The following is a 26,525-nucleotide window of genomic DNA, read 5'->3' on the forward strand; positions in this document are numbered from 1 at the left end:
ATTAATATGAAAAATTTAAAACCCCATTTCTGGTATAATAAAAGCCAACGAAATGGGGTTTTCTTTTTGCTGTTGCTAATTATTGCGTTACAAATAGCAATTTTATTTATTGATTTTTCAGAGAACAATAATCTTTTTAATACAAAAGAATCTATTGCATTAAATGCTAAAATAGATTCTTTAAAAAAAGTTGAGATAGAAAAAAGAAAACCAAAAATCTATCCATTCAATCCAAACTACCTTACAGATTATAAAGGTGCTCAATTAGGAATGTCAATTCAAGAGATTGATCGATTACTTGCCTTTAGAGAAGGTGGTAAGTTCATTAATTCAGCAAATCAGTTTCAGAAAGTTACACAAGTTTCAGATCGTTTATTGCGTAAGATTTCTCCTTATTTTAAGTTTCCAGAATGGGTTGTGAAAGAGCAACAGAAAAATATAAAAAAATCAACAAGAAAATTAGAAAACTCTAAAATAGAAGTAAGTACTAGAGATATAAACGTTGCAACTGCAAAAGACTTTCAAACCATAAACGGAGTTAATGAATATTTAGCCCAAAGAATACTTAAATACAGAAAAAAACTAAGCGGATTTTCATATTCAAATCAATTGCTAGAAGTTTGGAAATTAGATGCAATTACTGCGCAAAGAATTTTGAATACTTTTAAAATTATCGACAAGCCCATCATCAACAAAATAAATGTAAATACCGCTACATTTAAACAAGTGCTCTCTAATCCTTATATAGATTATGATTTATGTAAAAAAATCTTTGAATTTAGAGATGAAGTTGCTGAATTGCAATCGATTGAAGAATTAAAAAATATTGAAGGTTTTCCTTTGGATAAATATGATAGAATAATTCTATATTTGGAAGCTAAATAAACAAACAACTAAAATAGCAAGCAGTACTATGAATAATATGTACTTTACAGAAGAACACGAAGTTTTTAGAAAAAGTTTTCGTGATTTTTTACAAAAAGAAGTAACTCCGCATATTGATAAGTGGGAGAAAACAGGAACAATAGAACGCTTTATTTGGAAGAAATTTGGCGAAATGGGTTATTTCGGATTAAACTCTCCTGAAGAATTTGGTGGATTGAATCTAGATATTTTTTACACCGTTATTTTCTTAGAAGAACTGCAAAAAATCAACTCTGGCGGGTTTGCAGCTGCAATGTGGGCGCACGCATATTTAGCAATGACGCACGTTACAAAAGAAGGCGACGACAGAATTAAAAACGAATATTTAACACCAAGTATCGATGGCGATAAAATAGGTTGTTTATGTATTTCAGAACCTTTCGGCGGAAGTGATGTTGCTGGAATGAGAACAACTGCTGTTAAAAAAGGAGATTCGTATGTAATTAATGGTTCTAAGACTTTTATTACAAACGGAATTTATTCTGATTATTTAGTGGTTGCAGCCAAAACAAATCCAGAAGACAAGCATAAAGGAATGAGTATTTTTATTATCGATAGAGATACACCTGGAATTTCATCAACCAAATTAGATAAATTAGGTTGGAGAGCTTCAGATACTGCAGAAATCGCTTTTGATAATGTGGTAATTCCATCAGAAAATTTAATGGGAGAAGAAGGAAAAGGTTTTCCTTATATTATGCAGCATTTTGCGTTAGAACGCTTAATTATGGCGATTAATGCGCATGCAAGAGCAGAATATGCAGTAGAATATGCAATACAATATATGAGTGAGCGCCAAGCTTTTGGAAAAACGTTGGATAAATTTCAGGCATTGCGTCATAAAATAGCAGAAATGGCGAGTGAAGTAGAGATGTGTAAAGAATTTAATTATTCAATTGCAAAAAGATTAAATGATGGAACGTATGTTGTAAAAGAGGCAAGTATGGCAAAAATGTTGTCAACCAAAATGGCAGATTCTGTGATTTATGATGCTTTACAAATGTTAGGCGGATATGGTTATATGGAAGATTACCCATTGGCAAGAATGTTAAGAGATAGTAGATTGGGTCCAATTGGTGGCGGAACTTCTGAAATTTTGAAAGAAATTATCGCAAAAATGATTATTGATAAAAAAGATTACAAGCCTGCGACTTAGTTTAATTGTTTTTGCGAAAATGGTTTTTCCCATTCGCAAAAATGATTGTAAACCCGCGACTTAGTTAGATTGCTAGATATTTAGACTGCTAGATGTTTTTTTATAATTGATAATTGGTAAGTGAAAACTGGTAACTGTTCATTGATAATTGAAATAATCAATACTTTTTACTTGCGCATTAAAAAAACCTTTGTATTTTTGCAGTCCAATTTAAAGAACGACATGAAAGGAGGTGCCAACATATGTTAATTATACCTGTAAAAGAAGGAGAGAATATAGATAGAGCTTTGAAACGTTTCAAAAGAAAATTTGATCGTACGAAGACTATGAAGAACTTACGTAACAGAAAGCATTTTACAAAGCCATCTGTAGCAAAAAGAGCTCAAAACATTAAAGCGTCTTACGTTCAAAAACTAAGAACTCAAGAAGAAGTTGGTTAGTGATAATCAGTTTTAAAAATATAAATCCTGTCAATTTTTGACAGGATTTTTTTGTTTTTATTAACGAAATTCACTTTTATATTATGTAACTTTGAGTGTGTAATTAGTAGTTGATACACTAGAACAAAAATTAGTAATATGCTTGTGAATTCTTTTTTAGAATATTTAGTTTTAGAGAGAAAATATTCAGCACATACAGTTTTGGCTTATAAAAAAGACATCACTTCTTTTTTTGAGTTTTGTAAAGAAGCATATGAAACAGAAAACCTTACGGATGTTAATTACAGTCAAATAAGATCTTGGATTGTAAAATTGGTTGATGATGGAATTTCGAACAACTCTATAAACAGAAAAATTAGTTCTTTAAAATCGTTCTATAAATTTTTACAGAAAACAAATCAGATTACATCAAATCCTTTAGCAAAACACAAATCACTAAAAGTTGCAAAAAAAGTTCAAGTTCCGTTTACATCCAAAGAAATAAATCAAGTTATTGAGAGTTTAGAAGAAGGTAGTGATTTTAAATCGTTAAGAAATAAATTAATTGTAGAACTTTTTTATTCTACAGGAATGAGAAGAGCAGAGTTGATACATCTAAAATTAGCGTCTATAAGTTTTCAATCAAAAACAATAAAGGTTTTAGGGAAAAGAAATAAAGAAAGATTAATCCCTTTGATTCCTTCTGTGTTAAAAACAATCGAAGAATATTTAATTTTTAAAAAAGAAATTGCAACCGACACTAATTATTTATTTGTCACAGAAAAAGGAAATAAAGTATACGAAACACTTGTTTATAGAGTTATAAATAATTACTTTAGTGATGTCTCTACAAAAGTAAAAAAGAGCCCGCATATATTACGACATTCGTTTGCTACTCATTTACTAAATCAAGGAGCAGATTTAAACTCGGTTAAAGAACTGTTAGGGCATTCAAGCTTAGCATCAACTCAAGTTTATACACACAATAGTTTAGAGAAAATAAAACAAGTGTACAACCAGGCTCATCCTAGAAGCCATAAAAAGTAAAATTATATGAAAGTATTTATTCAATCAGTTAATTTTAACGCAGATTCAGATTTATTAAAGCATGCTGAAACCAAAGTGCAAGGTTTGGTTAAGTTTCATGATAAAATTATAGATGCTGAGGTTTTCTTAAAAGTTCAAAACACGAGTGAAAAAGAGAATAAAATTTCAGAAATTAAAATTAATATTCCGGGCAGTGAATTGATTGTAAAAAAAGAGGCAAAATCTTTTGAAGAGGGAATTAGCATGGGTGTAGATTCGTTAAAAAGACAGCTTAAAAAGTCAAAAGAAAAATTAAGAGATTCTATGTCTATTTAAAAAACAAAAAAATAGGTAAAAAAAGTTTTAGAAATAAAAAAAACTTTATACATTTGCAGTCCGTTAGAAATAGCGGATTGTTTTTTTATGCAATATGCCGATGTAGCTCAGCTGGCTAGAGCAGCTGATTTGTAATCAGCAGGTCGGGGGTTCGAGTCCCTTCATCGGCTCAAAAAGACAAAAACGTTCATTGAAACAAGGGTGAGATACTCAAGCGGCCAACGAGGGCGGACTGTAAATCCGCTGACTACGTCTTCGCAGGTTCGAATCCTGCTCTCACCACGATAGTTTTTCAATTGAAAAACAAAGGATAAAAATAAAATGCGAAAGTAGCTCAGTTGGTAGAGCGTCAGCCTTCCAAGCTGAATGTCGCCGGTTCGAACCCGGTCTTTCGCTCTAAGTTTTAAGCCGGTGTAGCTCAGTTGGTAGAGCGCATCCTTGGTAGGGATGAGGTCACGGGTTCAACTCCCGTCGCTGGCTCAAATAAAAGTAGAATAAAATAAACACTAAATATATTTAACTAAGAATTAAAAATTAATAATCATGGCAAAAGGAACTTTCGATCGTTCAAAACCACACTTAAACATTGGTACTATTGGACACGTAGATCACGGTAAAACAACTTTAACTGCTGCTATTACAAAAGTATTAGCGGATGCAGGTTTTTCAGAGGCAAAATCATTTGATCAAATTGACAATGCTCCAGAAGAGAAAGAAAGAGGGATTACAATTAATACATCTCACGTAGAGTATCAAACTGCTAATCGTCACTACGCTCACGTTGACTGTCCTGGTCACGCGGATTACGTAAAGAACATGGTAACTGGTGCTGCACAAATGGATGGAGCTATTTTAGTAGTAGCTGCAACTGATGGCCCAATGCCACAAACAAGAGAGCATATCTTATTAGGTCGCCAGGTAGGAATTCCTAGAATGGTTGTATTTATGAATAAAGTAGATATGGTTGATGATGAAGAGTTATTAGAATTGGTAGACATGGAAATTAGAGATTTACTTTCTTTCTATGAATATGATGGAGATAATGGACCTGTTATTGCTGGATCTGCATTAGGTGCATTAAATGGTGAACAAAAATGGGTTGATTCTGTATTAGAATTAATGGCTGCCGTTGATACTTGGATTGAAGAGCCAAAAAGAGAAGTTGATAAAGATTTCTTAATGCCAATTGAAGATGTATTCTCAATTACTGGTCGTGGAACTGTAGCTACAGGACGTATCGAAACTGGTATTGCTAACACAGGAGACCCCGTTGAAATTATCGGTATGGGAGCTGGAAAATTAACTTCTACGATTACTGGTATTGAAATGTTCCGTCAAATCTTAGATAGAGGTGAGGCTGGAGATAATGCAGGTATTTTATTAAGAGGTATTGATAAAGAACAAATCAAAAGAGGAATGGTAATCTGTAAGCCAGGTTCTGTAACTCCACACGATAAATTCAAAGCGGAGGTTTATATTCTTAAAAAAGAAGAAGGTGGACGTCATACTCCATTTCATAACAACTATCGTCCACAATTCTATGTTAGAACTACGGATGTAACAGGAACAATTACTTTACCAACTGGAGTAGAAATGGTTATGCCAGGTGATAACTTAACAATTACTGTTGAGTTACATTCTACAATTGCAATGAACGTAGGTTTACGTTTTGCAATCCGTGAAGGTGGTAGAACAGTTGGAGCTGGTCAAGTAACTGAAATTCTTTAATTAGAGTTCATTTAATAACATTTCAAGGTGCTTCTCAATATATTTTGGGTTAGCACCTTGTGTTTACGGGCGTAGCTCAGCTGGTAGAGCACTGGTCTCCAAAACCAGGTGTCGGGAGTTCGAGTCTCTCCGCCCGTGCAAATAACTAATAATATGATAAAATATATCAAAGAATCATTTGAAGAATTAGGGAACCATGTAACATGGTTGCCTAGAGATGAGGCACAAAAATCAACGGTAGTGGTTGCTGTGTTTACAATAGTATTTGCATTGGCAGTTTTTGCTGTTGATTACGTTTTTCAATTAGGCTTAGATAACTTTTTTACCATGTTTAATAATTAATTATGGCTGATTCAGTTAAAAAGTGGTACGTAGTTAGAGCAATTGGTGGTCAAGAAAATAAAGTAAAAGCTTATATCGAAACTGAAATAGCAAGGCTAGGCTTGTCTGATTATGTTGATCAGGTTTTAGTACCAAAAGAAAAAGTTATACAAATTAGAGACGGAAAAAAAATACACAAAGAAAGAGTGTATTTTCCTGGTTATATAATGGTAGAAGCTAATTTAGCGGGAGAAGTTCCTCACGTAATTAAATCTGTAACTGGTGTTATTGGTTTTTTAGGTGAAACAAAAGGTGGTTCTCCAGTTCCATTAAGAAAATCAGAAGTGAATAGAATGTTAGGTAAAGTTGATGAACTTTCAGTTCAGGACGATAATGTTTCTATTCCTTATATTATTGGAGAAACAGTAAAAGTTGTTGATGGTCCATTTAATGGATTTGACGGTACTGTTGAAAAAATAAATGAAGAGAAAAGAAAACTTGAGGTTATGGTGAAGATTTTTGGACGTAAAACTCCATTAGAATTAAGCTATATGCAAGTAGATAAAATTTCATAATTGTTACACAAATAGAAATTGATTTTTAATCGCTTCCACGATTCAAAAATCTTAAACTAAAGTTTAAAAAATGGCAAAAGAAGTAAGTAAGGTTGTTAAATTACAAGTGCGTGGAGGATCAGCAAATCCTTCTCCACCAGTTGGACCTGCTTTAGGTGCTGCCGGAGTTAACATCATGGAGTTCTGTAAGCAATTTAATGCTAGAACTCAAGATAAGCAAGGGAAAGTTTTACCAGTAGCAATTACTGTGTATAAAGACAAATCTTTTGACTTTGTTGTTAAAACTCCACCAGCTGCAGTACAATTATTAGAAGCAGCAAAAATTAAAAAAGGTTCTGGAGAGCCTAACCGTAAGAAAGTAGCTAAAGTTTCTTGGGATCAAATTAAAGTTATTGCAGAAGACAAAATGGTAGATTTAAATGCATTTACAGTTGAGTCAGCAATGAAAATGATTGCAGGTACAGCTCGTTCTATGGGATTAACAGTAACAGGAAACGCTCCAGCTTAAATTTAATAACGGTTATTCAAAATGGCAAAATTAACAAAAAAGCGAAAAGAAGCAAGCGCAAAATTAGATAGTACAAAGTCTTATTCTGTAAGTGAAGCTTCAGCTTTAATAAAAGAAATAACAAATGTAAAATTTGATGCATCTGTAGATTTAGCAATACGTTTAGGAGTTGATCCTCGTAAAGCAAATCAAATGGTTCGTGGTGTTGTAACATTACCTCACGGAACAGGTAAAGATGTAAAAGTTTTAGCATTGGTTACTCCAGATAAAGAAGCAGAAGCTACAGAAGCTGGTGCAGATTATGTTGGATTAGATGAGTACCTTCAAAAAATTAAAGGAGGATGGACAGATGTTGATGTAATTATTACGATGCCAAGTGTTATGGGGAAATTAGGTCCTTTAGGTCGTGTTTTAGGACCAAGAGGTTTAATGCCTAACCCAAAGACTGGTACAGTAACAATGGATGTTGCTAAAGCTGTTGCAGATGTAAAAGCTGGTAAAATTGACTTTAAAGTTGATAAAACTGGTATTGTACATGCAGCAATTGGTAAAACATCATTCGACGCTGATAAAATTGCAGATAATGCAAATGAATTAATACAAACAATTGTTAAATTGAAACCTACTACAGCAAAAGGAGTATACATTAAAAGTGTATTTATGTCTAGTACAATGAGCCCTAGTGTTGCAGTTGAAGTAAAAGCAGTTTAATCTTAGAAATTATGACAAGAGAAGAAAAATCACAAGTAATCCAAGATTTAACAGCTAAGCTAGCAGATTCTAATATTATCTATTTAGCAGATATTTCAGGTTTAAATGCTTTAGCTACTTCTAATTTAAGAAGAGCTTGTTTTAAAGCAAACGTAAAACTAGCAGTTGTTAAAAATACATTGCTTTCAAAAGCAATGGAAGCATCTGATAAAGATTTCGGAGAGTTACCAAATGTATTAAAAGGAAATACTTCTATTATGATTGCTGAAGCATCTAATGCGCCAGCAAAAGTAATTAAAGAGTTCAGAAAAAAATCAGACAAGCCTGTATTAAAAGGCGCTTTTGTTGAAGAGTCTATTTATGTTGGTGATGACCAATTAGATACACTAGTTAACATTAAGTCTAAAGAAGAACTTATTGGAGATATTATTACCTTATTACAATCACCAGCTAAAAATGTTATTTCAGCATTGCAGTCTAGTGGTCAAAAACTTTCTGGTATTCTTACAACATTATCAGAAAAATAAGTACGCGCACTAATAAACTATAATAAATAAAATTTTTAAAAAACAATTAAAATGGCAGATTTAAAAGATTTCGCAGAGCAATTAGTTAACTTAACAGTAAAAGAAGTTAATGATTTAGCTACTATTTTAAAAGACGAATATGGTATTGAGCCTGCAGCAGCAGCTGTAGTAGCTGGACCAGCAGCAGGTGGTGCTGACGCAGGAGCTGAAGAGCAAACTGAATTCGATGTAATCTTAACAGCAGCAGGTGGTTCTAAACTAGCAGTTGTAAAATTAGTTAAGGAATTAACTGGATTAGGATTAAAAGAAGCTAAAGGTATCGTTGATAGTGCACCAGCACCAATCAAAGAAGGTATCTCTAAAGATGAAGCTGAAGGGCTTAAAGCATCTTTAGAAGAAGCAGGAGCTGAGGTTGAGCTTAAATAAGCTTTAAGAGCTTAAACAAACTTAGGTTTAGGTCTGTAGAACAAGCGTTCTTAGACCTAAACCATTTTGTGTATATATTCGTTTTATATTTTATTATCGATTTTAATCAAAAAAAATTTCTCTTTTGACAACGAAAAACACTACTGAAAGAATAAACTTCGCGTCAGCAAAATTGGGAACTGATTATCCAGATTTTTTGGATATTCAAGTAAAATCATTCCAAGATTTTTTCCAATTACAAACAAAAGCTGAAGAGCGTGGTGAAGAAGGTTTGTATAAAACTTTCATGGATAATTTTCCAATTACAGATACACGTAATAATTTTGTGTTAGAATTCTTAGACTACTTTGTAGATCCTCCAAGATATAGCATTCAAGAATGTATAGAAAGAGGTTTAACACACAGTGTTCCTCTTAAAGCGCGTTTAAAATTATACTGTACAGATCCAGAACACGAAGATTTCGAAACCATCGTACAAGATGTTTATTTAGGAACTATTCCTTATATGACAAACTCTGGTACGTTCGTAATCAATGGAGCAGAAAGAGTTGTAGTTTCTCAATTACACAGATCTCCAGGTGTATTCTTCGGACAATCATTCCACGCAAACGGAACCAAGTTATACTCTGCAAGAGTAATTCCTTTTAAAGGATCTTGGATAGAATTTGCAACTGATATCAATCAAGTAATGTATGCTTATATTGATAGAAAGAAAAAATTACCAGTAACAACATTATTTAGAGCAATCGGTTTCGAAAGAGATAAAGATATTCTAGAGATTTTTGATTTAGCAGAAGAAGTAAAAGTTTCTAAAGCTGGATTAAAAAAAGTATTAGGACGTAAATTAGCGGCTAGAGTTTTAAAAACTTGGCACGAAGATTTCGTTGATGAAGATACTGGAGAAGTAGTGTCAATTGAAAGAAATGAAATTATCTTTGATAGAGATACTATTATAGAGAAAGACCATATTGATGAGATTATCGAATCGGGTGTAAAAACAGTGTTATTACACAAAGAAGATCATCAAATGGGCGATTATGCTATTATTCATAATACGCTACAAAAAGATCCAACAAACTCAGAAAAAGAGGCTGTTGAACATATTTATAGACAATTACGTAATGCTGAGCCGCCAGATGAGGAAACAGCAAGAGGTATTATTGATAAATTATTCTTTTCTGAACAACGTTACAATTTAGGTGAAGTTGGTCGTTTTAGAATGAATACAAAACTTCAGTTAGACGAACCGATTGATCAAAAAGTATTGACAAAAAATGATATTATTACCATCATTAAATACTTAATTGAATTGATCAATTCTAAAGCAGAAGTAGATGATATTGATCACTTATCTAACCGTCGTGTTAGAACTGTAGGTGAGCAATTGGCTGGTCAGTTTGGTGTTGGTTTAGCTCGTATGGCTCGTACAATTCGTGAAAGAATGAATGTACGTGACAACGAAGTATTTACTCCAATTGATTTGATCAACGCAAAAACATTATCATCAGTAATTAACTCATTCTTTGGTACCAACCAGTTATCTCAATTTATGGATCAAACAAATCCATTAGCAGAGATTACACATAAGCGTCGTTTATCGGCTCTTGGACCTGGAGGTTTATCAAGAGAAAGAGCAGGATTTGAGGTGCGTGATGTTCACTATACACATTACGGTCGTTTATGTCCAATTGAAACTCCAGAGGGACCAAATATTGGATTAATATCTTCTTTAGCTGTGTTTGCAAAAGTAAACAACTTAGGATTTATTGAAACTCCATATGTAAAAGTTGCTGAAGGAAATGTAGACGCTAATAAAGAACACATCTACTTAAGTGCGGAGGAAGAAGAAGGAATGAAGTTTGCGCAATCTAATGTAGAAGTTGATGCAAAAAGAAATATTGTTGGAGACAGAGTTATTTCACGTGAAGGTGGTGATTTTCCAGTAGTTACTCCAAATGAAATTGATTATATGGACGTTGCTCCAAATCAAATCGCTTCTATTTCAGCTTCATTAATTCCATTTTTAGAGCATGATGATGCGAATAGAGCTTTGATGGGATCGAACATGATGCGTCAAGCAGTTCCATTATTAAGACCAGAATCTCCAATTGTTGGTACTGGTTTAGAGCGAAGAGTTGCAAAAGATTCTAGAATCTTAATCAATGCAGAAGGAGCAGGAGTTGTAGAATATGTAGATGCAAATAAAATTACAATTAAGTACGATAGATCTGACGAAGAAAGAATGGTAAGTTTTGATTCTGATGAAATATCTTACAACTTAATTAAATTTAGAAAAACCAATCAAGGTACTTGTATCAACTTAAAACCGATTGTAAAAAAGGGAGATAGAGTTACAGAAGGACAAGTTCTTTGTGAAGGGTATGCAACACAAAAAGGAGAGTTAGCTTTAGGAAGAAATATGAAAGTAGCCTTTATGCCTTGGAAAGGGTATAACTTTGAGGACGCAATTGTAATTTCTGAAAAAGTAGTTCGTGAAGATATTTTTACATCAATTCATATTGATGAATATTCTTTAGATGTTAGAGATACAAAATTGGGAACTGAAGAGTTAACGAATGATATTCCTAATGTTTCTGAAGAAGCGACAAAAGATCTTGATGAAAACGGAATGATTCGTATTGGAGCAGAAGTAAATCCTGGTGATATTTTAATTGGGAAAATTACACCAAAAGGAGAATCAGATCCAACTCCAGAAGAAAAATTATTACGTGCAATTTTTGGTGATAAAGCCGGTGATGTAAAAGATGCATCATTAAAAGCTTCTCCATCATTAAGAGGTGTAGTAATTGATAAAAAATTATTTAGAAGAGCAGTTAAAGATAAAACAAAGAGAGCAAGAGACAAAGAAGCAATTATTGCTTTAGAAAGTTCGTTTGTTACTAAGTTTGAAATTTTAAAAGATCAATTAGTTGAAAAACTTTTTGCGTTGATTAGCGGAAAAACTTCTCAAGGTGTATTTAATGATTTAGGTGAAGAAGTACTTCCAAAAGGAAAGAAGTTTACCTTAAAAATGTTAAACTCTGTTGAAGATTATGCGCATTTAACTCAAGGGTCTTGGACAACTGATAAAGATTTAAACAAATCTGTAGGAGAATTAGTTCATAATTATAAAATTAAAGTAAACGATTTACAAGGTAATTTACGTCGTGAAAAGTTTACAATTTCTGTAGGAGATGAATTACCAGCCGGAATTTTAAAACTAGCTAAAGTTTATGTTGCTAAAAAACGTAAATTAAAAGTAGGTGATAAAATGGCAGGTCGTCACGGAAATAAAGGTATTGTTGCTCGTATTGTTAGAGCAGAAGACATGCCTTTCTTAGAAGACGGAACTCCAGTAGATATCGTTTTAAATCCATTAGGTGTACCATCTCGTATGAACATTGGTCAGATTTATGAAACTGTTCTTGGTTGGGCAGGTCAAAAATTAGGAACTAAATATGCAACACCAATTTTTGATGGAGCATCTTTAGATCAAATCAACGAAATTACAGATGATGCTGGTGTACCTAGATTTGGACATACGTATTTATATGATGGTGGAACAGGAAAACGTTTCGATCAACCAGCAACAGTTGGTATCATTTATATGATTAAGTTAGGACACATGATTGAGGATAAAATGCACGCGCGTTCTATTGGTCCTTATTCACTAATTACACAACAACCATTAGGAGGTAAAGCTCAATTTGGAGGTCAGCGTTTTGGAGAGATGGAAGTTTGGGCATTAGAAGCATATGGTGCATCTAGTATCTTAAGAGAAATCTTAACAGTAAAATCGGATGACGTGTTAGGAAGAGCTAAAACGTACGAGGCTATTGTTAAAGGTGAAGAAATGCCAGAACCTGGTTTACCAGAATCATTTAACGTATTAATGCACGAACTGAAAGGTTTAGGATTAAACGTTCAATTAGAAGAATAACAAACAGTGAAATGTCATCAAGTCTTTTTTAAGGCTTGATGACAATCATATATTTAGAAGCCTCTTTAGAGGTCATTTTTACAATTTTAATTCGAATCCATTACCATGGCAAGAAAAAACGAGAAGTACACTGTAAAAAAGTTTAATAAAATCTCAATTGGATTATCATCTCCAGAAGCTATTCTAGGAATCTCTAGAGGAGAGGTGTTAAAACCAGAAACAATTAATTACCGTACACACAAACCAGAAAGAGATGGTTTATTTTGTGAGCGTATTTTTGGTCCTGTAAAAGACTTTGAATGTGCTTGTGGTAAATATAAAAGAATTCGCTACAAAGGAATCGTTTGTGACCGATGTGGTGTAGAAGTAACAGAAAAGAAAGTACGTAGAGATAGAGTAGGACACATTAATTTGGTAGTTCCTGTTGCTCATATCTGGTACTTTAGATCATTGCCTAACAAAATGGGATACCTTTTAGGGTTGCCATCTAAAAAGTTAGACATGATTATCTATTACGAGCGTTACGTAGTAATTGCTCCAGGTATTGCAAAAAATGCTGAAGGAGAACCATTACAAAAAATGGACTTCTTAACAGAAGAAGAATACTTAGATATTGCAGAATCAATTCCGCAAGAAAATCAATATTTAGATGATTCTGACCCAAACAAGTTTATCGCTAAAATGGGAGCAGAATGTTTAATTGATTTGTTAGCTCGTATCGATTTAGATGAACTTTCTTATGAATTAAGACATAAAGCAAATACAGAAACGTCTAAACAACGTAAAACGGAAGCATTAAAACGTTTAAATGTTGTTGAAGCATTTAGAGACTCTAATAAAGAAAGAGAAAACAAGCCAGAATGGATGATTATGAAGGCAGTTCCGGTGATTCCACCAGAATTACGTCCATTAGTGCCATTAGATGGTGGTCGTTTTGCAACTTCAGATTTAAATGATTTATACAGAAGAGTTATTATCAGAAACAACCGTTTGAAAAGGTTGGTTGAGATCAAAGCTCCAGAAGTTATTTTACGGAATGAAAAACGTATGTTACAAGAATCAGTAGATTCATTATTTGACAACACACGTAAATCATCAGCAGTAAAAACAGAATCTAACAGACCATTAAAATCGTTGTCAGATTCATTAAAAGGGAAACAAGGACGTTTCCGTCAAAACTTACTTGGTAAGCGTGTTGATTATTCTGCACGTTCTGTAATTGTTGTTGGACCAGAATTAAAGTTATCGGAATGTGGTATCCCAAAGGAAATGGCAGCCGAATTATACAAGCCTTTTGTAATTAGAAAGTTAATAGAAAGAGGAATTGTAAAAACTGTAAAATCTGCAAAGAAAATAATTGATAGAAAAGAGCCTGTAGTTTGGGATATTTTAGAGAATGTTTTAAAAGGACATCCTGTATTATTAAACCGTGCTCCAACGCTTCACCGTTTAGGAATCCAAGCTTTTCAACCAAAATTAATTGAAGGAAAAGCAATTCAATTACACCCATTAGTGTGTACGGCATTTAACGCCGATTTTGATGGAGATCAAATGGCAGTACATTTACCATTAGGACCAGAAGCTATTTTAGAAGCACAATTATTAATGTTGGCTTCTCACAATATCTTAAATCCTGCAAATGGTGCTCCAGTAACAGTTCCTTCTCAGGATATGGTACTTGGATTGTACTATATGACAAAAGAAAGAATCTCTACTCCAGAAGTTCCAATTAAAGGAGAAGGCTTGACTTTTTATTCACCAGAAGAAGTAAACATTGCTTTTAACGAAGAAATGGTTGATTTGAATGCTGGAATTAAAGTAAGAACTTACGATATTGATGAAAATGGAGAACAAGTTCGAAAAATTATTAAAACAACAGTTGGTAGAGTTTTATTCAACGAAGTTGTACCAGCAAAAGCTGGATATATTAATGACGTATTAACTAAAAAATCTTTAAGAGGTATTATTGGTGGAATTTTAAAAGCTACTGATATCCCTACCACAGGAGAATTTTTAGATAATATTAAAAACATGGGATATAAGTTTGCATTCCAAGGAGGTTTATCATTTAGTTTAGGTGATATTATTATTCCTGAAGAAAAAACATCAATGATTGCTGAAGCGAATGAAGAAGTAGATGTTATTATTGCAAACTATAACATGGGAATGTTAACAAACAAAGAACGTTACAATCAGGTAATTGACATTTGGGGTTCTACGAACAACAGATTAACAGAGTTATCGATGAAACGTTTGCGTGAAGATCAACAAGGGTTTAACTCAGTGTACATGATGCTAGATTCTGGAGCGAGGGGTTCTAAAGAACAAATCCGTCAGTTAACAGGTATGCGTGGATTAATGGCAAAACCTAAAAAATCTACTGCAGGTGGTGGAGAAATTATTGAGAATCCAATTCTTTCTAACTTTAAGGAAGGGTTATCGATTCTTGAATACTTTATCTCAACACACGGTGCTCGTAAAGGATTAGCCGATACAGCATTAAAAACTGCCGATGCAGGTTATTTAACGCGTCGTTTAGTAGATGTTTCTCAAGATGTAATTATCAACGAACAAGATTGTGGTACTTTAAGAGGTTTAGAAGTTATGCCATTAAAGAAAAATGATGAAATCGTTGAGTCATTAGCTGAAAGAATTGAAGGACGTGTTTCTTTACAAAATGTATACGCTCCATTAACAGATGATTTATTAGTAAACGCTGGAGAAGAAATTTCTTCGAATATAGCAGATGCTATACATGCAGCAGGAATCGATAGAATTCAAGTTCGTTCTGCTTTAACTTGTGAGTCAACTAAAGGAATTTGTGCAAAATGTTACGGACAGAGTTTATCTACCCGTAATAAAGTACAAATTGGAGAAGCAGTTGGTGTAATTGCAGCGCAATCTATTGGAGAACCAGGTACACAGTTAACATTAAGAACTTTCCACGTTGGTGGGGTTGCTGGAAATATTTCTGAGGATAATAAGTTAACAGCAAACTTTGATGGTAAAATTTCAATAGAAGATTTACGAACAGTAAAAGGTAAAGATGCAAGTGGGGATGAAATTGTTATTGTAATTTCTAGAACTGCAGAAATGAAAATTATTGATAAGAAAACAGGAATTACCTTAAGTACCAATAACATTCCTTATGGTTCTACTATTTTCGAAATGGATAGAAAATCAATAAAGAAAGGTGATGTTGTTTGTCAATGGGATCCTTTTAATGGTGTTATTGTTTCTGAATTTGGAGGTAAAGTTTGTTTTGATGATTTAGAACAAGGTATTAACTACTCTGTAGAAATTGATGAACAAACAGGTTTCCAAGAAAAAGTAATTACAGATTCTAAGAATAAGAAAATTATTCCTTCTTTAATTATAGAAGATAAAGATGGTAATGCTTTACGTTCTTATAGTTTACCTGTTGGAGCACACTTGATGATTGACAATGGAGAAACTGTAGAATCTGGTAAAATCTTAGTAAAAATTCCTCGTAAATCAGGAAAAGCTGGAGATATTACAGGAGGTTTACCTCGTGTAACAGAATTATTCGAAGCACGTAACCCTTCTAACCCTGCAGTAGTTGCAGCAATTGATGGTGTTGTTTCTTTCGGAAAAATTAAGCGTGGTAATAGAGAAATTATTGTTGAATCTAAAACTGGAGATGTTAGAAAATACTTAATCAAGTTATCTAATCAGATTTTAGTTCAAGAAAATGACTTTATCAAAGCAGGTATGCCATTATCAGACGGAGCAATTACTCCGATAGATATCTTGAATATTCAAGGGCCATCAGCAGTACAAGAATACTTAGTAAACGAAATCCAAGAAGTATATCGTTTGCAAGGTGTGAAAATTAACGACAAACACTTTGAGGTTGTAGTTCGTCAAATGATGCGTAAAGTTAGAATTATTGATTCTGGAGATACACTTTTCTTAGAAAATCAATTGATTCATAAAAATGACTTTATCGAAGAGAATGACGCAATTTACGGAATGAAAGTTGTTGAAGATGCAGGAGATTCTGAAAATTTAAAAGCAGGTCAAATCATTACTTCACGTCAGTTAAGAGATGAAAATTCTATTTTACGTAGAAATGATAAAAATTTAGCATCAGCAAGAGACGCTCAACCAGCAACAGCAGAACAAGTGTTGCAAGGTATTACAAGAGCATCACTACAAACTAAATCGTTTATCTCTGCGGCATCGTTCCAGGAAACTACGAAAGTGTTAAATGAAGCAGCCGTAAATGGTAAGATAGATACTTTAGAAGGATTGAAAGAAAATGTAATTGTTGGTAAGAGAATTCCAGCAGGAACAGGTATGAGACAATACGATCATATCATTGTAGGTCCAAAAGAAGAAATGGAAGAAAATCTATAAATATTTAAAGCCTACAAAATTTATTTTGTAGGCTTTTTTAATGCTATCAATATGGAAGATAATAATAACGAACAAGGACAACAACTAAATATAGAATTAGATGAAGCCGTTGCAGACGGAACCTATTCTAATTTAGCAATTATCAATCATTCGGTATCAGAATTTATTGTTGATTTTATCAATGTAATGCCTGGAGTACCAAAAGCAAAAGTAAAATCTAGAATTATTTTAACGCCACAACACGCTAAAAGATTAACCAAAGCTTTGGCAGATAATGTGCAAAAATTTGAACAGGCGCATGGTGAAATAAAAGATTACGAACAACCACCAATTCCAATGAATTTTGGACCTACTGGTGAAGCATAAAATAAAAAACCGAAACAATTGTTTCGGTTTTTTTATTTATAAATTTTCTGCTTAGATTTTAATTCCTCAAAAAAGAATTCATCATTGGGTATATTCATAATAAAAATCAGTATCTCTTAGATTATTGTTTACGTTTATGGTGTCGTTGTAAAAAATAGCTACACTACAATTAATCTATGCTTATTCAAACGAATGTGTAAATTATGTAACTCATTTCTGAAATTATGTAACACTTTTTTTTAAAAAAAACATGAAACTTTGTGCGCTTCTCTTAAAAAGAGAAATCAATGTTATTTATTAAATACCAATGACACCTACCTTAAAATCTACTCAAACGAAGATACTTTCCAGTGCGGTCTTATTTTGTTGTAACTTGTACAAAAAAGCAACCAATTGAAGTTATACATCAAATATATGGTAAGTAACCGCTGTAAAATGGTGGTGAAAGAAATATTAAAGGAACGTGGACTTCATTTTACTCCAGTTGAGTTGGGTGAAGTGGAAATCATGGAGAATATTTCTGAAGATGAACGCATTCTCCTCAAGGAAGAACTGCTCAAATCTGGACTTGAATTGATGGATGATAAAAGAGCGATGCTGATTGAAAAAATAAAAAATGTGATTATTGAAATGATTCATCATTCTGAAGAAGTAATCAAAGTAAATTTTTCTGATTTTTTAAGTAAAAAATTAGATTACAATTATACCTATTTGTCAAATTTGTTTTCTGAAGTACAGGGAATTACGATTGAGCAGTACATCATCGTTCATAAAATTGAACGGATCAAAGAATTGATGATTTATGACGAACTAAGCATTACAGAAATTACTTGGAAAATGAATTACAGCAGTGTGGCACATTTATCCAATCAATTTAAAAAAGTTACAGGACTCTCTCCGTCTCATTTTAAACAATTGAAAGGCAAAAGGAGAAGACCCATTGAAGAAATTGGAACGATTTCAAACAAAAAAGAAAAGTAGTCACTTTTAGTAAGCTAAATAACATGGAAACCGCTATCACCAAAAAATCGCAATATACCAGAAGCTTAATAGAAGCTAGTTTAGACCCCTTCGTGACCATCAGTCCCGAAGGAAAGATTACCGATGTAAACGAGGCGTCTGTAAAAATCACTGGAATTTCAAGAGAACAGTTGATCAATACCGCCTTTTCAAATTATTTTACAAATCCCAAAAAAGCACAAATAGGATACCGTCGTGTCTTAAAAAAAGGGTTTGTGGTAGATTATCCGCTAACCATAAAACACAAAAACGGGAATTTAACCGATGTTTCCTATAATGCTTCTGTTTATAAAGATGAAGCGGGGACTGTTCTTGGCGTCTTTGCGGCAGCTAGAAATGTGAGCGATCAAAAATGGGCCATCAATTTGAGAAAAGCCAATAAAAAACTGGCCTTTCAAAACAATGAAAAAGAAAAGCGAGCTGCCGAGCTAGTCATTGCGAATGAAGAACTGGCTTTTCAAAATATTGAGAAAGAAAAACGGGCCGCTGAGTTAGTAATTGCGAATGAAGAGCTGGCCTTGCAAAACAATGAGAAAGAAAAACGGGCCGCTGAGTTAGTAATTGCCAATAAAGAACTGGCTTTACAAAATATAGAGAAAGAAAAACGGGCTGCTGAATTAGTGATTGCGAATAAAGAATTGGCTTTGCAAAATATTGAGGCCATCAAACAAGGAATTACAAATAGAGAACTCGAAGCTTCTAACATTGATATAAAATTAGATTCTCAATACTCTTTAAGTCTTATTGAAGCCAGTCTTGACCCGTTGGTAACCATTAGTTCTGCAGGGAAGATTACAGACATGAATGCGGCGTTAACAAACATCACAGGGCTCACGCGAGAAGAGCTTACTGACACCAATTTTTTGGATTACTTTACAGAACCGAAAAAAGCGCGGGATGTGTATAAAGAAGTCTTCGCCAATGGTTCTGTTGTCAACTTTCCGCTGACGCTACGCCATAAAAAAGGCAAGCTGACCGACGTGTTGTTCAACGGATCGGTTTATAAAGATGATGAAGGAAATGTAGATGGTGTTGTGATTGTTGCCAGAGATGTTACCGAGCAAAAAAGAATTACGGCAGAACTTGCCGAAGCCATGATCTTTGCCGAGATGGCTACGGCAATTGCCGAGGAGGCAAAAAAGAAAGCAGAACAAGCCACGATAATTGCCGAAAGTGCGATGAAGGCAAAACAGCAATTTTTATCGAATATGAGCCATGAAATTCGCACCCCCATGAATGCCATTATTGGCTTTACAAAAGTGGTATTGAAAACAGAGTTGACAGCAAAACAAAAAGAATATTTAAATGCTATAAAATTAAGTGGCGATGCCTTAATTGTGTTAATCAATGACATTCTCGATTTAGCAAAAGTAGATGCTGGGAAAATGATCTTTGAAAAAATACCCTTTAAAATGTCGGTATCCATATCGGCAATGCTTCATTTATTTGAAAGTAAAATTCATGAAAAGAATTTGAAACTGGTAAAAATATATGATAGTAAAATACCAAAGGTGTTGGTAGGAGATCCTGTTCGATTGCATCAAATTATAATGAATTTGATGAGTAATGCTGTTAAGTTTACAACCAAGGGAGAGATTGTATTCAGCGTTAACTTATTAGAGGAAGACGAAAAGAAAGTAAGCCTTGAATTTTCAGTGAGAGATACGGGCATTGGAATCCCCGAAAAAAAAATAGATACAATTTTCGAAAATTTTCAGCAAGCATCTAGCAATACTTCTCGGTTGTTTGGAGGTACTGGGTTGGGGCTTGCCATCGTTAAACAGTTAATAGAACCGCAAGGGGGAAGCATCCAAGTAACCAGCAAAATTAATGAAGGATCTACTTTTCGTTTTGTGTTGAGTTTTCGAAAAACCAAATCGGAAGCGAATTTAGCAACACAACTCATTGATTTGGATTCGGAAATAACGAATGTAAAAGTATTGGTTGTTGAAGACATTGCGCTCAATCAATTATTGATGAGAACTTTGTTGGATGATTTCGGCTTTGAATGTGATATTGCAGGTAATGGATCCATTGCTATCGAGAAATTAAGAATGAAGACCTACGACCTGGTGTTGATGGATTTACAGATGCCCGAAATGAATGGATTTGAGGCGACCGAATACATTCGGAACAAAATGAAATTAACAATTCCCATCATCGCTATAACCGCAGATGTTACAACTGTTGATTTGGCTAAATGTGAAGCTGTAGGGATGAACGATTATATTGCGAAACCTGTTGATGAACGCTTATTATACAGCAAAATAGTGGGGTTTTTAAAAAAAACCTCCAGTATAAATATACCTTCTATAAGTGAATCAGGAGAACCTGAAGGGGATAAAAGTGCAGTGATTAGATGTACCGATTTAACCTATTTGAAAAGTCGGACCAAATCCAATCGCATATTGATGATGGAGATGATTAGACTTTATCTCGAACAAACACCACATTTGCTCATCGAAATGAAACAAAGCATGTTAGATAAAAATTGGAAATCGCTGCAAGCAGCAGTCCATAAAATGATTCCATCCTTTGCGATAATGGGTATTAGTACCGATTACGAAGATATGGCAAAAAAAGTTCAGGAATACGCGACCAGAGAAGAACAAACAGAAGGTGTGTTAGCGATGGTTTTAAAACTTGAAGAAGTTTGTCTACAGGCCTGTGGCGAATTAGAAATTGAATTGAATACTATAAAAAACAGCAAAAATGGATAACAGAAATAAAATAAAACTCTTTTTAGTAGATGATGATGTGGTATTTTTAAAATTGTTAGAAATTGAATTCCTCGAACATGCTGATTTTACGATTGAGACCTATCCAACAGGAGAGCTTTGTCTGGCTAATTTATCAAATAAACCCGATGTAATTATTTTAGATTACCAACTGGATGGGATTCAAAAAAATGCAGTAAACGGCATCGAAACCTTAGATAAAATAAAAGAGAAAAAGCCAACGATACCAGTCATCATGTTATCCTCTCAAGATAAAATAGATATTGCCATAAGCTGTATGCATCACGGTGCATTTGATTATGTGGTAAAAAGCGAAACAGCTTTTATCCGATTACAAAAAATTATCACTTCGATATTTGAATTGAAAAAAATAGAAAAACAATTGAATTGGTATATGGAAAGAATGTAATTTCTTTCCTTTTTTTATTTTAATCTGTGAATAATACAACTTATTCATAAAACTGTGTAATACTTCTCTTTATAAAATCTTTCACCTTTGTATGGTTGTCTTCGTAGTGGTTGATGTATAAAAAAAACACTTCGAAGTATCCGAAAAAATAGGAGAGTTCAAATCCCATTTTAAAAGCCACTTGATTCGTTAAACAAATTCAATTATGGCAACAACAGAAAAGGAGCATCAAACAGAGAGGTGATTTAAACGCTAATTAAAAATACACAATTATGAAAACTAAAACATTAGGTCTTACAGCTGCTATCATTGGAATATTCATGGTTATTTATACCGGTTTTAACTATATAACAAAAGAAAAAATAGTCGATATAGGTTCGGTAGAAATGAGTGTAAATAAGAGTCATTCTATACAGTGGTCACCAATTGCTGGTGTCGTATTGCTGATTGGAGGAATTGCATTAGCGGCTATAAGTAGAAAAAAATAATGTTCTTAATTTTAAAAACAACCCCCTTGTTTTGAGAAAATAAGTTCACCAAAAAAGAGTAAAAGAACATGAAAAATTTAACAGAAATAAAAGGAAGCTGGAAAGAGACAAAAGGGAAACTGAAACAGAAATTTGCGAAGCTTACAGATAGCGATTTGCTGTTTGTTGAAGGAAAAGAAGATGAAACCTTAGGTCGACTTCAAGTTAAACTTGGTAAAACAAAAGAAGAGATACAAAAACTTATTTCTCAATTATAATGTTGAGAGAGACCAAGTAAATTTATAAGTATCGCTGAACCTAAGATGAGAATTGAATATAGAAAAAGGAGTTCAAACAATTTACATCAAGAAAATTACTGAACTAAAAAATTATGAAAAATTTACTTTATGCTATCGCTGTAATTTTAGTTATTCTTTGGGCAATTGGATTCATAGGATACAATCTAGGAGGCTTAATACATATCTTATTAGTCATTGCGCTTATATCAGTGATACTAAGAATTATTAAAGGAAGAAATCCCCTTTAATACCATTCAAGATTTCAAATAATTAAAATAACAAATAGAGCCTCGGTTATAAACAGTATGTGCGTTTAAAAATAATTACTCGTATAAAGCTTTCATTATGGTTGCAAACCATTCTTAACACATTTAATTTTTTCAATCAGGCTATCAAAATAATAGATTTTGTGTCGCCTGTTTTGTCTTGCTCAATCCTTTTGTGAATGTGTAAAATATTATAAAATATTGAAAATCTGTGAATTACATAACTCTTTGTGAAAATTGTGTAAGGCTTCTAGTCTGTTAAATATCCACCTTTGTAGGAACAATAAATTAACCTTTAAAATCAAAAAAAAATGAAAGCTAAAAAAATACTTTTACCCTTTGCAATACTTATTATTGCATTTTTTTACAGTTGCGCCAAAGACAATTTCGTTGAAACCGATGGTGTTTGCCCGCTTGTAACGGTGACGAATCCTGATAACGGTGCCATAAACGTGCCTTTAAATAAGGTAATCACAGCAACGTTTAATGAAAAAATGAATCCATTAACAATTGGAGATGCTTCATTTCTCGTGGCAAAAAGTAATACTCAAATAAGTGGAAATGTCACATATTCAGATTCAACAGCTGTTTTTACGCCTACATCACCACTTGATTATAACACAGTGTATACGGGTACAATTAGAAGCTTAGTTACTGATGTAAAAGGAAATGCTTTGCAACAAGATTATGTGTGGGCATTTACCACCATTCTTCCTATAAAAAAATACCTAGTTGATACCTCTTCAAGTCCAACTGCTGGAGGTGTCACCTCTGGAGGTGGTTCTTTTGATGATGGAACGAGTGTTACGGTAACAGCAACCCCAAATACGGGCTACAATTTTGTGAATTGGACGTCGGCAGGAACAGCAGTTTCAACGAATTTAACTTATACTTTTGTGCTTAGTGCAAATGCAACTTTAGTGGCTAATTTTGAAGCAAAAACTTACACATTAAATGTAACAGCACAAAACGGAACAGTACTTAAAAATCCGGATGCGGTAACGTATAATGGTGGAGACACTGTACAACTTACGGCTACTCCTAATTCAGGATATGAATTTACCTTTTGGAGCGGAGATGCTACAGGAACTACCAATCCGTTAACAGTACTTATGAATGCTAATAAAAATATCACAGCAAACTTTAGTTTAATAACATCTGTTGTTTGTACTCCTGCAGTTGATTTGGGAACAGCTGGAAATTATGCGATATTGGCAGAATCTGGAATCTCTACTACGGGGACCACTTCAATTACAGGTGATATGGGAATAAGTCCTGCAGCAGCAACTTTTATAACCGGATTTGGTTTAAGTTATGTCGCTGGAAGCACTTACTCAACGTCAAGTTTGGTAACCGGAAAAATTTACGCTCCTGGTTATGCAAACCCAACACCTTCGAATTTAGTGACTGCCGTTAATGATATGCATACTGCATTTACTACAGGAAATGGATTGGCCGCAGGTACAACTGAACTGTTATCTGGAAATCTGAATGGTCAGACTTTGGCTGCTGGTATTTACAAATGGAGTACAGGGCTATCAATAACAAATGGAATTACCTTAGATGGTGGTGGTGATCCTTGCGCAATGTTCGTATTCCAAATTAGCCAAGATCTTACAGTAGCAAACAATACTATTATTACTTTAGCAAATGGCGCAAAACCAGAAAATATTTACTGGTTAGTTGCCGGTTCAGGTGCTGTGCTTGGAACAACTGTCCAATTCCAAGGAAATATATTATCTAAAACTTTGATCTCTGTAAATACAGGCTCTACAGTTAATGGTAAATTATTAGCACAAACAGCGGTTACTTTAAAAGCAAGTACAATTGTTAAAAAATAATTAAAAAATAATTAGTCCTCACTAATTGGTGAGGACTTTTATAAAGATTTTAAAAATTAAAAATTTTAATTCACTCAATTATGAAAAATACAATAAATTTAAAAAAGGGAACACGGGTTGTGTGGTCCTTAAAACAAACCTTGAAAACCTTGCTTATAGGGGTCTTGGTTTTAACAGGGCTTGAAGCTCCCCTTCAAGCACAGGAAGTACAGGCAACACACTACACAAAACCTACTTGGTACTTTGGATTGGCCGGAGCTGCAAACTTTAATTTTTACGACGGTTCAACGCAACAGCTGAACGCAGCTTTCACACCGCCTACAACCTTTCATAAAGGTTCTGGTATCGGACTTTTTTTGGCGCCAAGCATAGAGTTTTACAAACCTAATACACGATTCGGATTTATTTTACAAGCCGGACTAGACAACCGGAGTGGTCAATTTGATCAGCAACTAACCGATTGTAATTGTGCTGCCGACTTGTCAACGAACTTGAGCTATATTACTGTAGAGCCCAGTTTGCGTTTTGCACCAACCAAAGGTAATTTCTATGTATATGGTGGACCCAGATTAGCGTTCAACATCAACAAAGCGTTTACCTATCAGCAAGGAGTTAATCCAGCGTATCCAAATCAGGTAGCACCCGCTAATGTTAAAGGCGATTTTAGTGCTGTGAGAAATACAATTCTGTCTATGCAAGTTGGCGCAGGATATGATATTCCTTTGTCAAAAAACACTAGTAAAACACAATTGATGCTTTCGCCTTTTATAGCTTTTCAACCGTATTTTGGACAAAAACCGCGATCCATAGAAACGTGGAATCTTACCACGGTAAGAGCTGGTATTGTGCTTAAATTTGGTGTGGGTCACGAAATTGTAGTCGAAAAAGAAAAGGAAGTTGTCGCAGCAGTGGTTGTGATTCCCAAAACTAATTTTACAGTTATTTCTCCCTTAAATGTTCCTGCAGAACTAAAAGTAGTAGAAATTTTCCCTTTGCGTAACTATATCTATTTTGATAAAAATTCTACAGATATCTCAGAACGATATGTGTTGTTAAATAAAGCTCAGGTAAAAGACTTTAAAGAAGATCAAGTTGAAAAATTTGCTCCAAATACAGATCTAGGAGGTCGTTCAAAACGCGAAATGACCGTGTATTATAATATCTTAAATATACTTGGTGATCGTATGGGGAAAAACCCAAATACAAGCATTACTTTGGTTGGATCTTCAGAAAATGGGCCTGCACAAGGGAAATTAATGGCTGCCTCTATTAAGCGCTATTTGGTTGATCTTTTTGCAATTGATGCAACGCGAATAGCCATTGAAGGAAGAAGCAAACCCAAAGCTCCATCTTTTATCTCAAATCCTACAAAAGATGTAACCATGCTTCAAGACGGAGATCGAAGAGTTGACATTGAAAGCAGTTCGTCTGCGTTGTTAATGGAATTTCATAATGGTCCTACTGCTCCCTTGAAACCAGTTCTAATACGAGGAGTTGAGCAAGCACCTGTTGATAGTTATGTAATTTTTAAAGCTGCGGGAGAAAAGGAATCTTTTGACTCATGGAAGATGGAGATTACTGGTGAAGACGGAATGGTACAAAATTTTGGCCCCTATACGCAAGATGAAGTGAGTATTCCTGGGAAAGCTATTTTAGGAACAAGTCCCGAAGGAAATTACAAGGTAAAAATGATTGGTACAACAAAAGGAGGCATCGTTGTAACCAAAGAATCGACTACACATATTGTAGCCTGGACACCTTCTAAAGTTGATGAAGGAACGAGGTTTAGTATTATTTACGAATTTGATGATGCCAATGCAATAGCGATGTATAACAAATACCTTTCAGAAGTTGTGACACCTAAAATCCCAGCGAATGCAAAGGTGATTATACGGGGGCATACAGATATTATTGGAAAAGCAGATTATAACCAAAAATTATCGTTGGCAAGAGCCAATGATGTGAAAGCTATTCTGAAAAAAAGTGTGTCTAAATTAGGTACAAGGGGTGTAACTTTTGAAGTAACAGCCTTTGGAGAAGGTGAGGTAGCCGCACCTTTTGGAAATACATTACCAGAAGAACGTTCGTATAACAGAACAGTAATCATTGATATCATTTCTGCTAAAAATTAAGGAGCTTATT

23 protein-coding genes and 5 tRNA genes are annotated in these 26,525 nt (G+C 34.0%); all 28 read left to right on the forward strand.

The genetic code is table 11. The features are described from left to right. Positions 1-6: 6 nt before the first annotated feature. The 28 genes from KCTC32516_RS08010 (at position 7) to KCTC32516_RS08145 (ending at position 26,515) form a co-directional block, all read left to right on the forward strand. Positions 7-885 carry a ComEA family DNA-binding protein gene (locus KCTC32516_RS08010; protein WP_301399902.1) on the forward strand — a complete coding sequence of 293 codons (879 nt, stop codon included), beginning with the start codon at positions 7-9 and terminating at the stop codon, positions 883-885. Between the two features lie 28 nt (positions 886-913). Beyond that, positions 914-2,080, forward strand: a complete 1,167-nt coding sequence (locus tag KCTC32516_RS08015; RefSeq protein ID WP_301399903.1) for an acyl-CoA dehydrogenase family protein — start codon at positions 914-916, stop codon at positions 2,078-2,080. A 242-nt stretch (positions 2,081-2,322) separates the two neighbouring features. Further along, positions 2,323-2,520, forward strand: a complete 198-nt coding sequence (gene rpsU, locus KCTC32516_RS08020) for a 30S ribosomal protein S21 (protein ID WP_301399904.1) — start codon at positions 2,323-2,325, stop codon at positions 2,518-2,520. Between the two features lie 138 nt (positions 2,521-2,658). Continuing rightward, on the forward strand, positions 2,659-3,546 hold the full coding sequence (locus KCTC32516_RS08025) for a tyrosine-type recombinase/integrase (protein ID WP_301399905.1): 888 nt from the start codon (positions 2,659-2,661) through the stop codon (positions 3,544-3,546). Between the two features lie 6 nt (positions 3,547-3,552). Continuing rightward, positions 3,553-3,861 carry a ribosome hibernation-promoting factor, HPF/YfiA family gene (gene hpf, locus KCTC32516_RS08030; protein ID WP_301399906.1) on the forward strand — a complete coding sequence of 103 codons (309 nt, stop codon included), beginning with the start codon at positions 3,553-3,555 and terminating at the stop codon, positions 3,859-3,861. A gap of 96 nt (positions 3,862-3,957) precedes the next feature. After that, positions 3,958-4,031 (forward strand) — tRNA-Thr (locus KCTC32516_RS08035). Between the two features lie 30 nt (positions 4,032-4,061). Then, a tRNA-Tyr gene (locus KCTC32516_RS08040) sits at positions 4,062-4,143 on the forward strand. A 41-nt stretch (positions 4,144-4,184) separates the two neighbouring features. Then, positions 4,185-4,257 (forward strand) — tRNA-Gly (locus tag KCTC32516_RS08045). 11 nt (positions 4,258-4,268) lie between these two features. Beyond that, positions 4,269-4,341: transfer RNA gene (locus KCTC32516_RS08050), tRNA-Thr, on the forward strand. Positions 4,342-4,404: 63 nt separating this feature from the next. Further along, positions 4,405-5,589, forward strand: coding sequence for an elongation factor Tu (gene tuf, locus KCTC32516_RS08055; RefSeq protein WP_301399907.1), 1,185 nt, complete (start codon positions 4,405-4,407; stop codon positions 5,587-5,589). Positions 5,590-5,654: 65 nt separating this feature from the next. Next, positions 5,655-5,727, forward strand: a tRNA-Trp gene (locus KCTC32516_RS08060). Between the two features lie 15 nt (positions 5,728-5,742). Next, positions 5,743-5,931 carry a preprotein translocase subunit SecE gene (secE, locus tag KCTC32516_RS08065; protein WP_301399908.1) on the forward strand — a complete coding sequence of 63 codons (189 nt, stop codon included), beginning with the start codon at positions 5,743-5,745 and terminating at the stop codon, positions 5,929-5,931. Between the two features lie 2 nt (positions 5,932-5,933). Continuing rightward, positions 5,934-6,485 (forward strand): transcription termination/antitermination protein NusG, encoded by a 552-nt coding sequence (gene nusG / locus KCTC32516_RS08070; RefSeq protein ID WP_301399909.1) that lies wholly within the window; start codon positions 5,934-5,936, stop codon positions 6,483-6,485. A 70-nt stretch (positions 6,486-6,555) separates the two neighbouring features. Beyond that, positions 6,556-6,993, forward strand: coding sequence for a 50S ribosomal protein L11 (rplK, locus tag KCTC32516_RS08075; RefSeq protein ID WP_301399910.1), 438 nt, complete (start codon positions 6,556-6,558; stop codon positions 6,991-6,993). Between the two features lie 21 nt (positions 6,994-7,014). After that, a complete protein-coding gene (gene rplA, locus KCTC32516_RS08080) occupies positions 7,015-7,704 on the forward strand; it encodes a 50S ribosomal protein L1 (RefSeq protein ID WP_301399911.1) in 690 nt (229 codons plus the stop codon). Between the two features lie 11 nt (positions 7,705-7,715). After that, positions 7,716-8,231, forward strand: coding sequence for a 50S ribosomal protein L10 (gene rplJ, locus KCTC32516_RS08085; protein ID WP_301399912.1), 516 nt, complete (start codon positions 7,716-7,718; stop codon positions 8,229-8,231). A 51-nt stretch (positions 8,232-8,282) separates the two neighbouring features. Then, entirely contained in the window at positions 8,283-8,657 is a 375-nt protein-coding gene (gene rplL / locus KCTC32516_RS08090) for a 50S ribosomal protein L7/L12 (RefSeq protein WP_301399913.1), read from the forward strand. Between the two features lie 124 nt (positions 8,658-8,781). Continuing rightward, positions 8,782-12,597 carry a DNA-directed RNA polymerase subunit beta gene (gene rpoB, locus KCTC32516_RS08095; RefSeq protein ID WP_301399914.1) on the forward strand — a complete coding sequence of 1,272 codons (3,816 nt, stop codon included), beginning with the start codon at positions 8,782-8,784 and terminating at the stop codon, positions 12,595-12,597. A 105-nt stretch (positions 12,598-12,702) separates the two neighbouring features. Beyond that, entirely contained in the window at positions 12,703-16,977 is a 4,275-nt protein-coding gene (gene rpoC / locus KCTC32516_RS08100; protein WP_301399915.1) for a DNA-directed RNA polymerase subunit beta', read from the forward strand. A gap of 51 nt (positions 16,978-17,028) precedes the next feature. After that, entirely contained in the window at positions 17,029-17,343 is a 315-nt protein-coding gene (locus KCTC32516_RS08105) for a DUF3467 domain-containing protein (protein ID WP_301399916.1), read from the forward strand. 414 nt (positions 17,344-17,757) lie between these two features. After that, on the forward strand, positions 17,758-18,324 hold the full coding sequence (locus KCTC32516_RS08110) for a helix-turn-helix domain-containing protein (protein WP_301402745.1): 567 nt from the start codon (positions 17,758-17,760) through the stop codon (positions 18,322-18,324). Positions 18,325-18,347: 23 nt separating this feature from the next. After that, complete coding sequence (locus KCTC32516_RS08115) at positions 18,348-21,083, forward strand: PAS domain S-box protein (protein ID WP_301399917.1); 2,736 nt, start codon at positions 18,348-18,350, stop codon at positions 21,081-21,083. Next, a complete protein-coding gene (locus KCTC32516_RS08120; RefSeq protein ID WP_301399918.1) occupies positions 21,076-21,510 on the forward strand; it encodes a response regulator in 435 nt (144 codons plus the stop codon). Before KCTC32516_RS08115 ends, KCTC32516_RS08120 begins: the two co-directional genes overlap by 8 nt. 272 nt (positions 21,511-21,782) lie before the next feature. Next, positions 21,783-21,998, forward strand: a complete 216-nt coding sequence (locus KCTC32516_RS08125) for a hypothetical protein (protein ID WP_301399919.1) — start codon at positions 21,783-21,785, stop codon at positions 21,996-21,998. Between the two features lie 68 nt (positions 21,999-22,066). Beyond that, complete coding sequence (locus KCTC32516_RS08130) at positions 22,067-22,255, forward strand: CsbD family protein (RefSeq protein ID WP_301399920.1); 189 nt, start codon at positions 22,067-22,069, stop codon at positions 22,253-22,255. A gap of 113 nt (positions 22,256-22,368) precedes the next feature. Continuing rightward, positions 22,369-22,524, forward strand: a complete 156-nt coding sequence (locus KCTC32516_RS08135; RefSeq protein ID WP_301399921.1) for a lmo0937 family membrane protein — start codon at positions 22,369-22,371, stop codon at positions 22,522-22,524. 329 nt (positions 22,525-22,853) lie between these two features. Further along, a complete protein-coding gene (locus KCTC32516_RS08140; protein ID WP_301399922.1) occupies positions 22,854-24,383 on the forward strand; it encodes an ice-binding family protein in 1,530 nt (509 codons plus the stop codon). Positions 24,384-24,463: 80 nt separating this feature from the next. Beyond that, complete coding sequence (locus KCTC32516_RS08145; RefSeq protein WP_301399923.1) at positions 24,464-26,515, forward strand: OmpA family protein; 2,052 nt, start codon at positions 24,464-24,466, stop codon at positions 26,513-26,515. Positions 26,516-26,525 lie beyond the last annotated feature (10 nt).

Source organism: Polaribacter huanghezhanensis (genome assembly GCF_030444335.1).
GTDB lineage: Bacteria > Bacteroidota > Bacteroidia > Flavobacteriales > Flavobacteriaceae > Polaribacter > Polaribacter huanghezhanensis.

Excerpts from the sequence above, each read along its gene's own strand:
- KCTC32516_RS08125 (WP_301399919.1), top strand. The coding sequence starts at position 21,783 with ATGAAAACTAAAACATTAGGTCTTACAGCTGCTATCATTGGAATATTC.
- rplJ (WP_301399912.1), top strand. The coding sequence starts at position 7,716 with ATGACAAGAGAAGAAAAATCACAAGTAATCCAAGATTTAACAGCTAAG.
- KCTC32516_RS08015 (WP_301399903.1), top strand. The coding sequence starts at position 914 with ATGAATAATATGTACTTTACAGAAGAACACGAAGTTTTTAGAAAAAGT.
- secE (WP_301399908.1), top strand. The coding sequence starts at position 5,743 with ATGATAAAATATATCAAAGAATCATTTGAAGAATTAGGGAACCATGTA.
- KCTC32516_RS08130 (WP_301399920.1), top strand. The coding sequence starts at position 22,067 with ATGAAAAATTTAACAGAAATAAAAGGAAGCTGGAAAGAGACAAAAGGG.
- KCTC32516_RS08010 (WP_301399902.1), top strand. The coding sequence starts at position 7 with ATGAAAAATTTAAAACCCCATTTCTGGTATAATAAAAGCCAACGAAAT.
- KCTC32516_RS08105 (WP_301399916.1), top strand. The coding sequence starts at position 17,029 with ATGGAAGATAATAATAACGAACAAGGACAACAACTAAATATAGAATTA.
- nusG (WP_301399909.1), top strand. The coding sequence starts at position 5,934 with ATGGCTGATTCAGTTAAAAAGTGGTACGTAGTTAGAGCAATTGGTGGT.
- KCTC32516_RS08145 (WP_301399923.1), top strand. The coding sequence starts at position 24,464 with ATGAAAAATACAATAAATTTAAAAAAGGGAACACGGGTTGTGTGGTCC.
- hpf (WP_301399906.1), top strand. The coding sequence starts at position 3,553 with ATGAAAGTATTTATTCAATCAGTTAATTTTAACGCAGATTCAGATTTA.
- KCTC32516_RS08025 (WP_301399905.1), top strand. The coding sequence starts at position 2,659 with ATGCTTGTGAATTCTTTTTTAGAATATTTAGTTTTAGAGAGAAAATAT.
- rpoC (WP_301399915.1), top strand. The coding sequence starts at position 12,703 with ATGGCAAGAAAAAACGAGAAGTACACTGTAAAAAAGTTTAATAAAATC.
- KCTC32516_RS08110 (WP_301402745.1), top strand. The coding sequence starts at position 17,758 with ATGGTAAGTAACCGCTGTAAAATGGTGGTGAAAGAAATATTAAAGGAA.
- KCTC32516_RS08135 (WP_301399921.1), top strand. The coding sequence starts at position 22,369 with ATGAAAAATTTACTTTATGCTATCGCTGTAATTTTAGTTATTCTTTGG.
- KCTC32516_RS08120 (WP_301399918.1), top strand. The coding sequence starts at position 21,076 with ATGGATAACAGAAATAAAATAAAACTCTTTTTAGTAGATGATGATGTG.
- tuf (WP_301399907.1), top strand. The coding sequence starts at position 4,405 with ATGGCAAAAGGAACTTTCGATCGTTCAAAACCACACTTAAACATTGGT.
- rplA (WP_301399911.1), top strand. The coding sequence starts at position 7,015 with ATGGCAAAATTAACAAAAAAGCGAAAAGAAGCAAGCGCAAAATTAGAT.
- rplK (WP_301399910.1), top strand. The coding sequence starts at position 6,556 with ATGGCAAAAGAAGTAAGTAAGGTTGTTAAATTACAAGTGCGTGGAGGA.
- KCTC32516_RS08115 (WP_301399917.1), top strand. The coding sequence starts at position 18,348 with ATGGAAACCGCTATCACCAAAAAATCGCAATATACCAGAAGCTTAATA.
- rpsU (WP_301399904.1), top strand. The coding sequence starts at position 2,323 with ATGTTAATTATACCTGTAAAAGAAGGAGAGAATATAGATAGAGCTTTG.
- KCTC32516_RS08140 (WP_301399922.1), top strand. The coding sequence starts at position 22,854 with ATGAAAGCTAAAAAAATACTTTTACCCTTTGCAATACTTATTATTGCA.
- rplL (WP_301399913.1), top strand. The coding sequence starts at position 8,283 with ATGGCAGATTTAAAAGATTTCGCAGAGCAATTAGTTAACTTAACAGTA.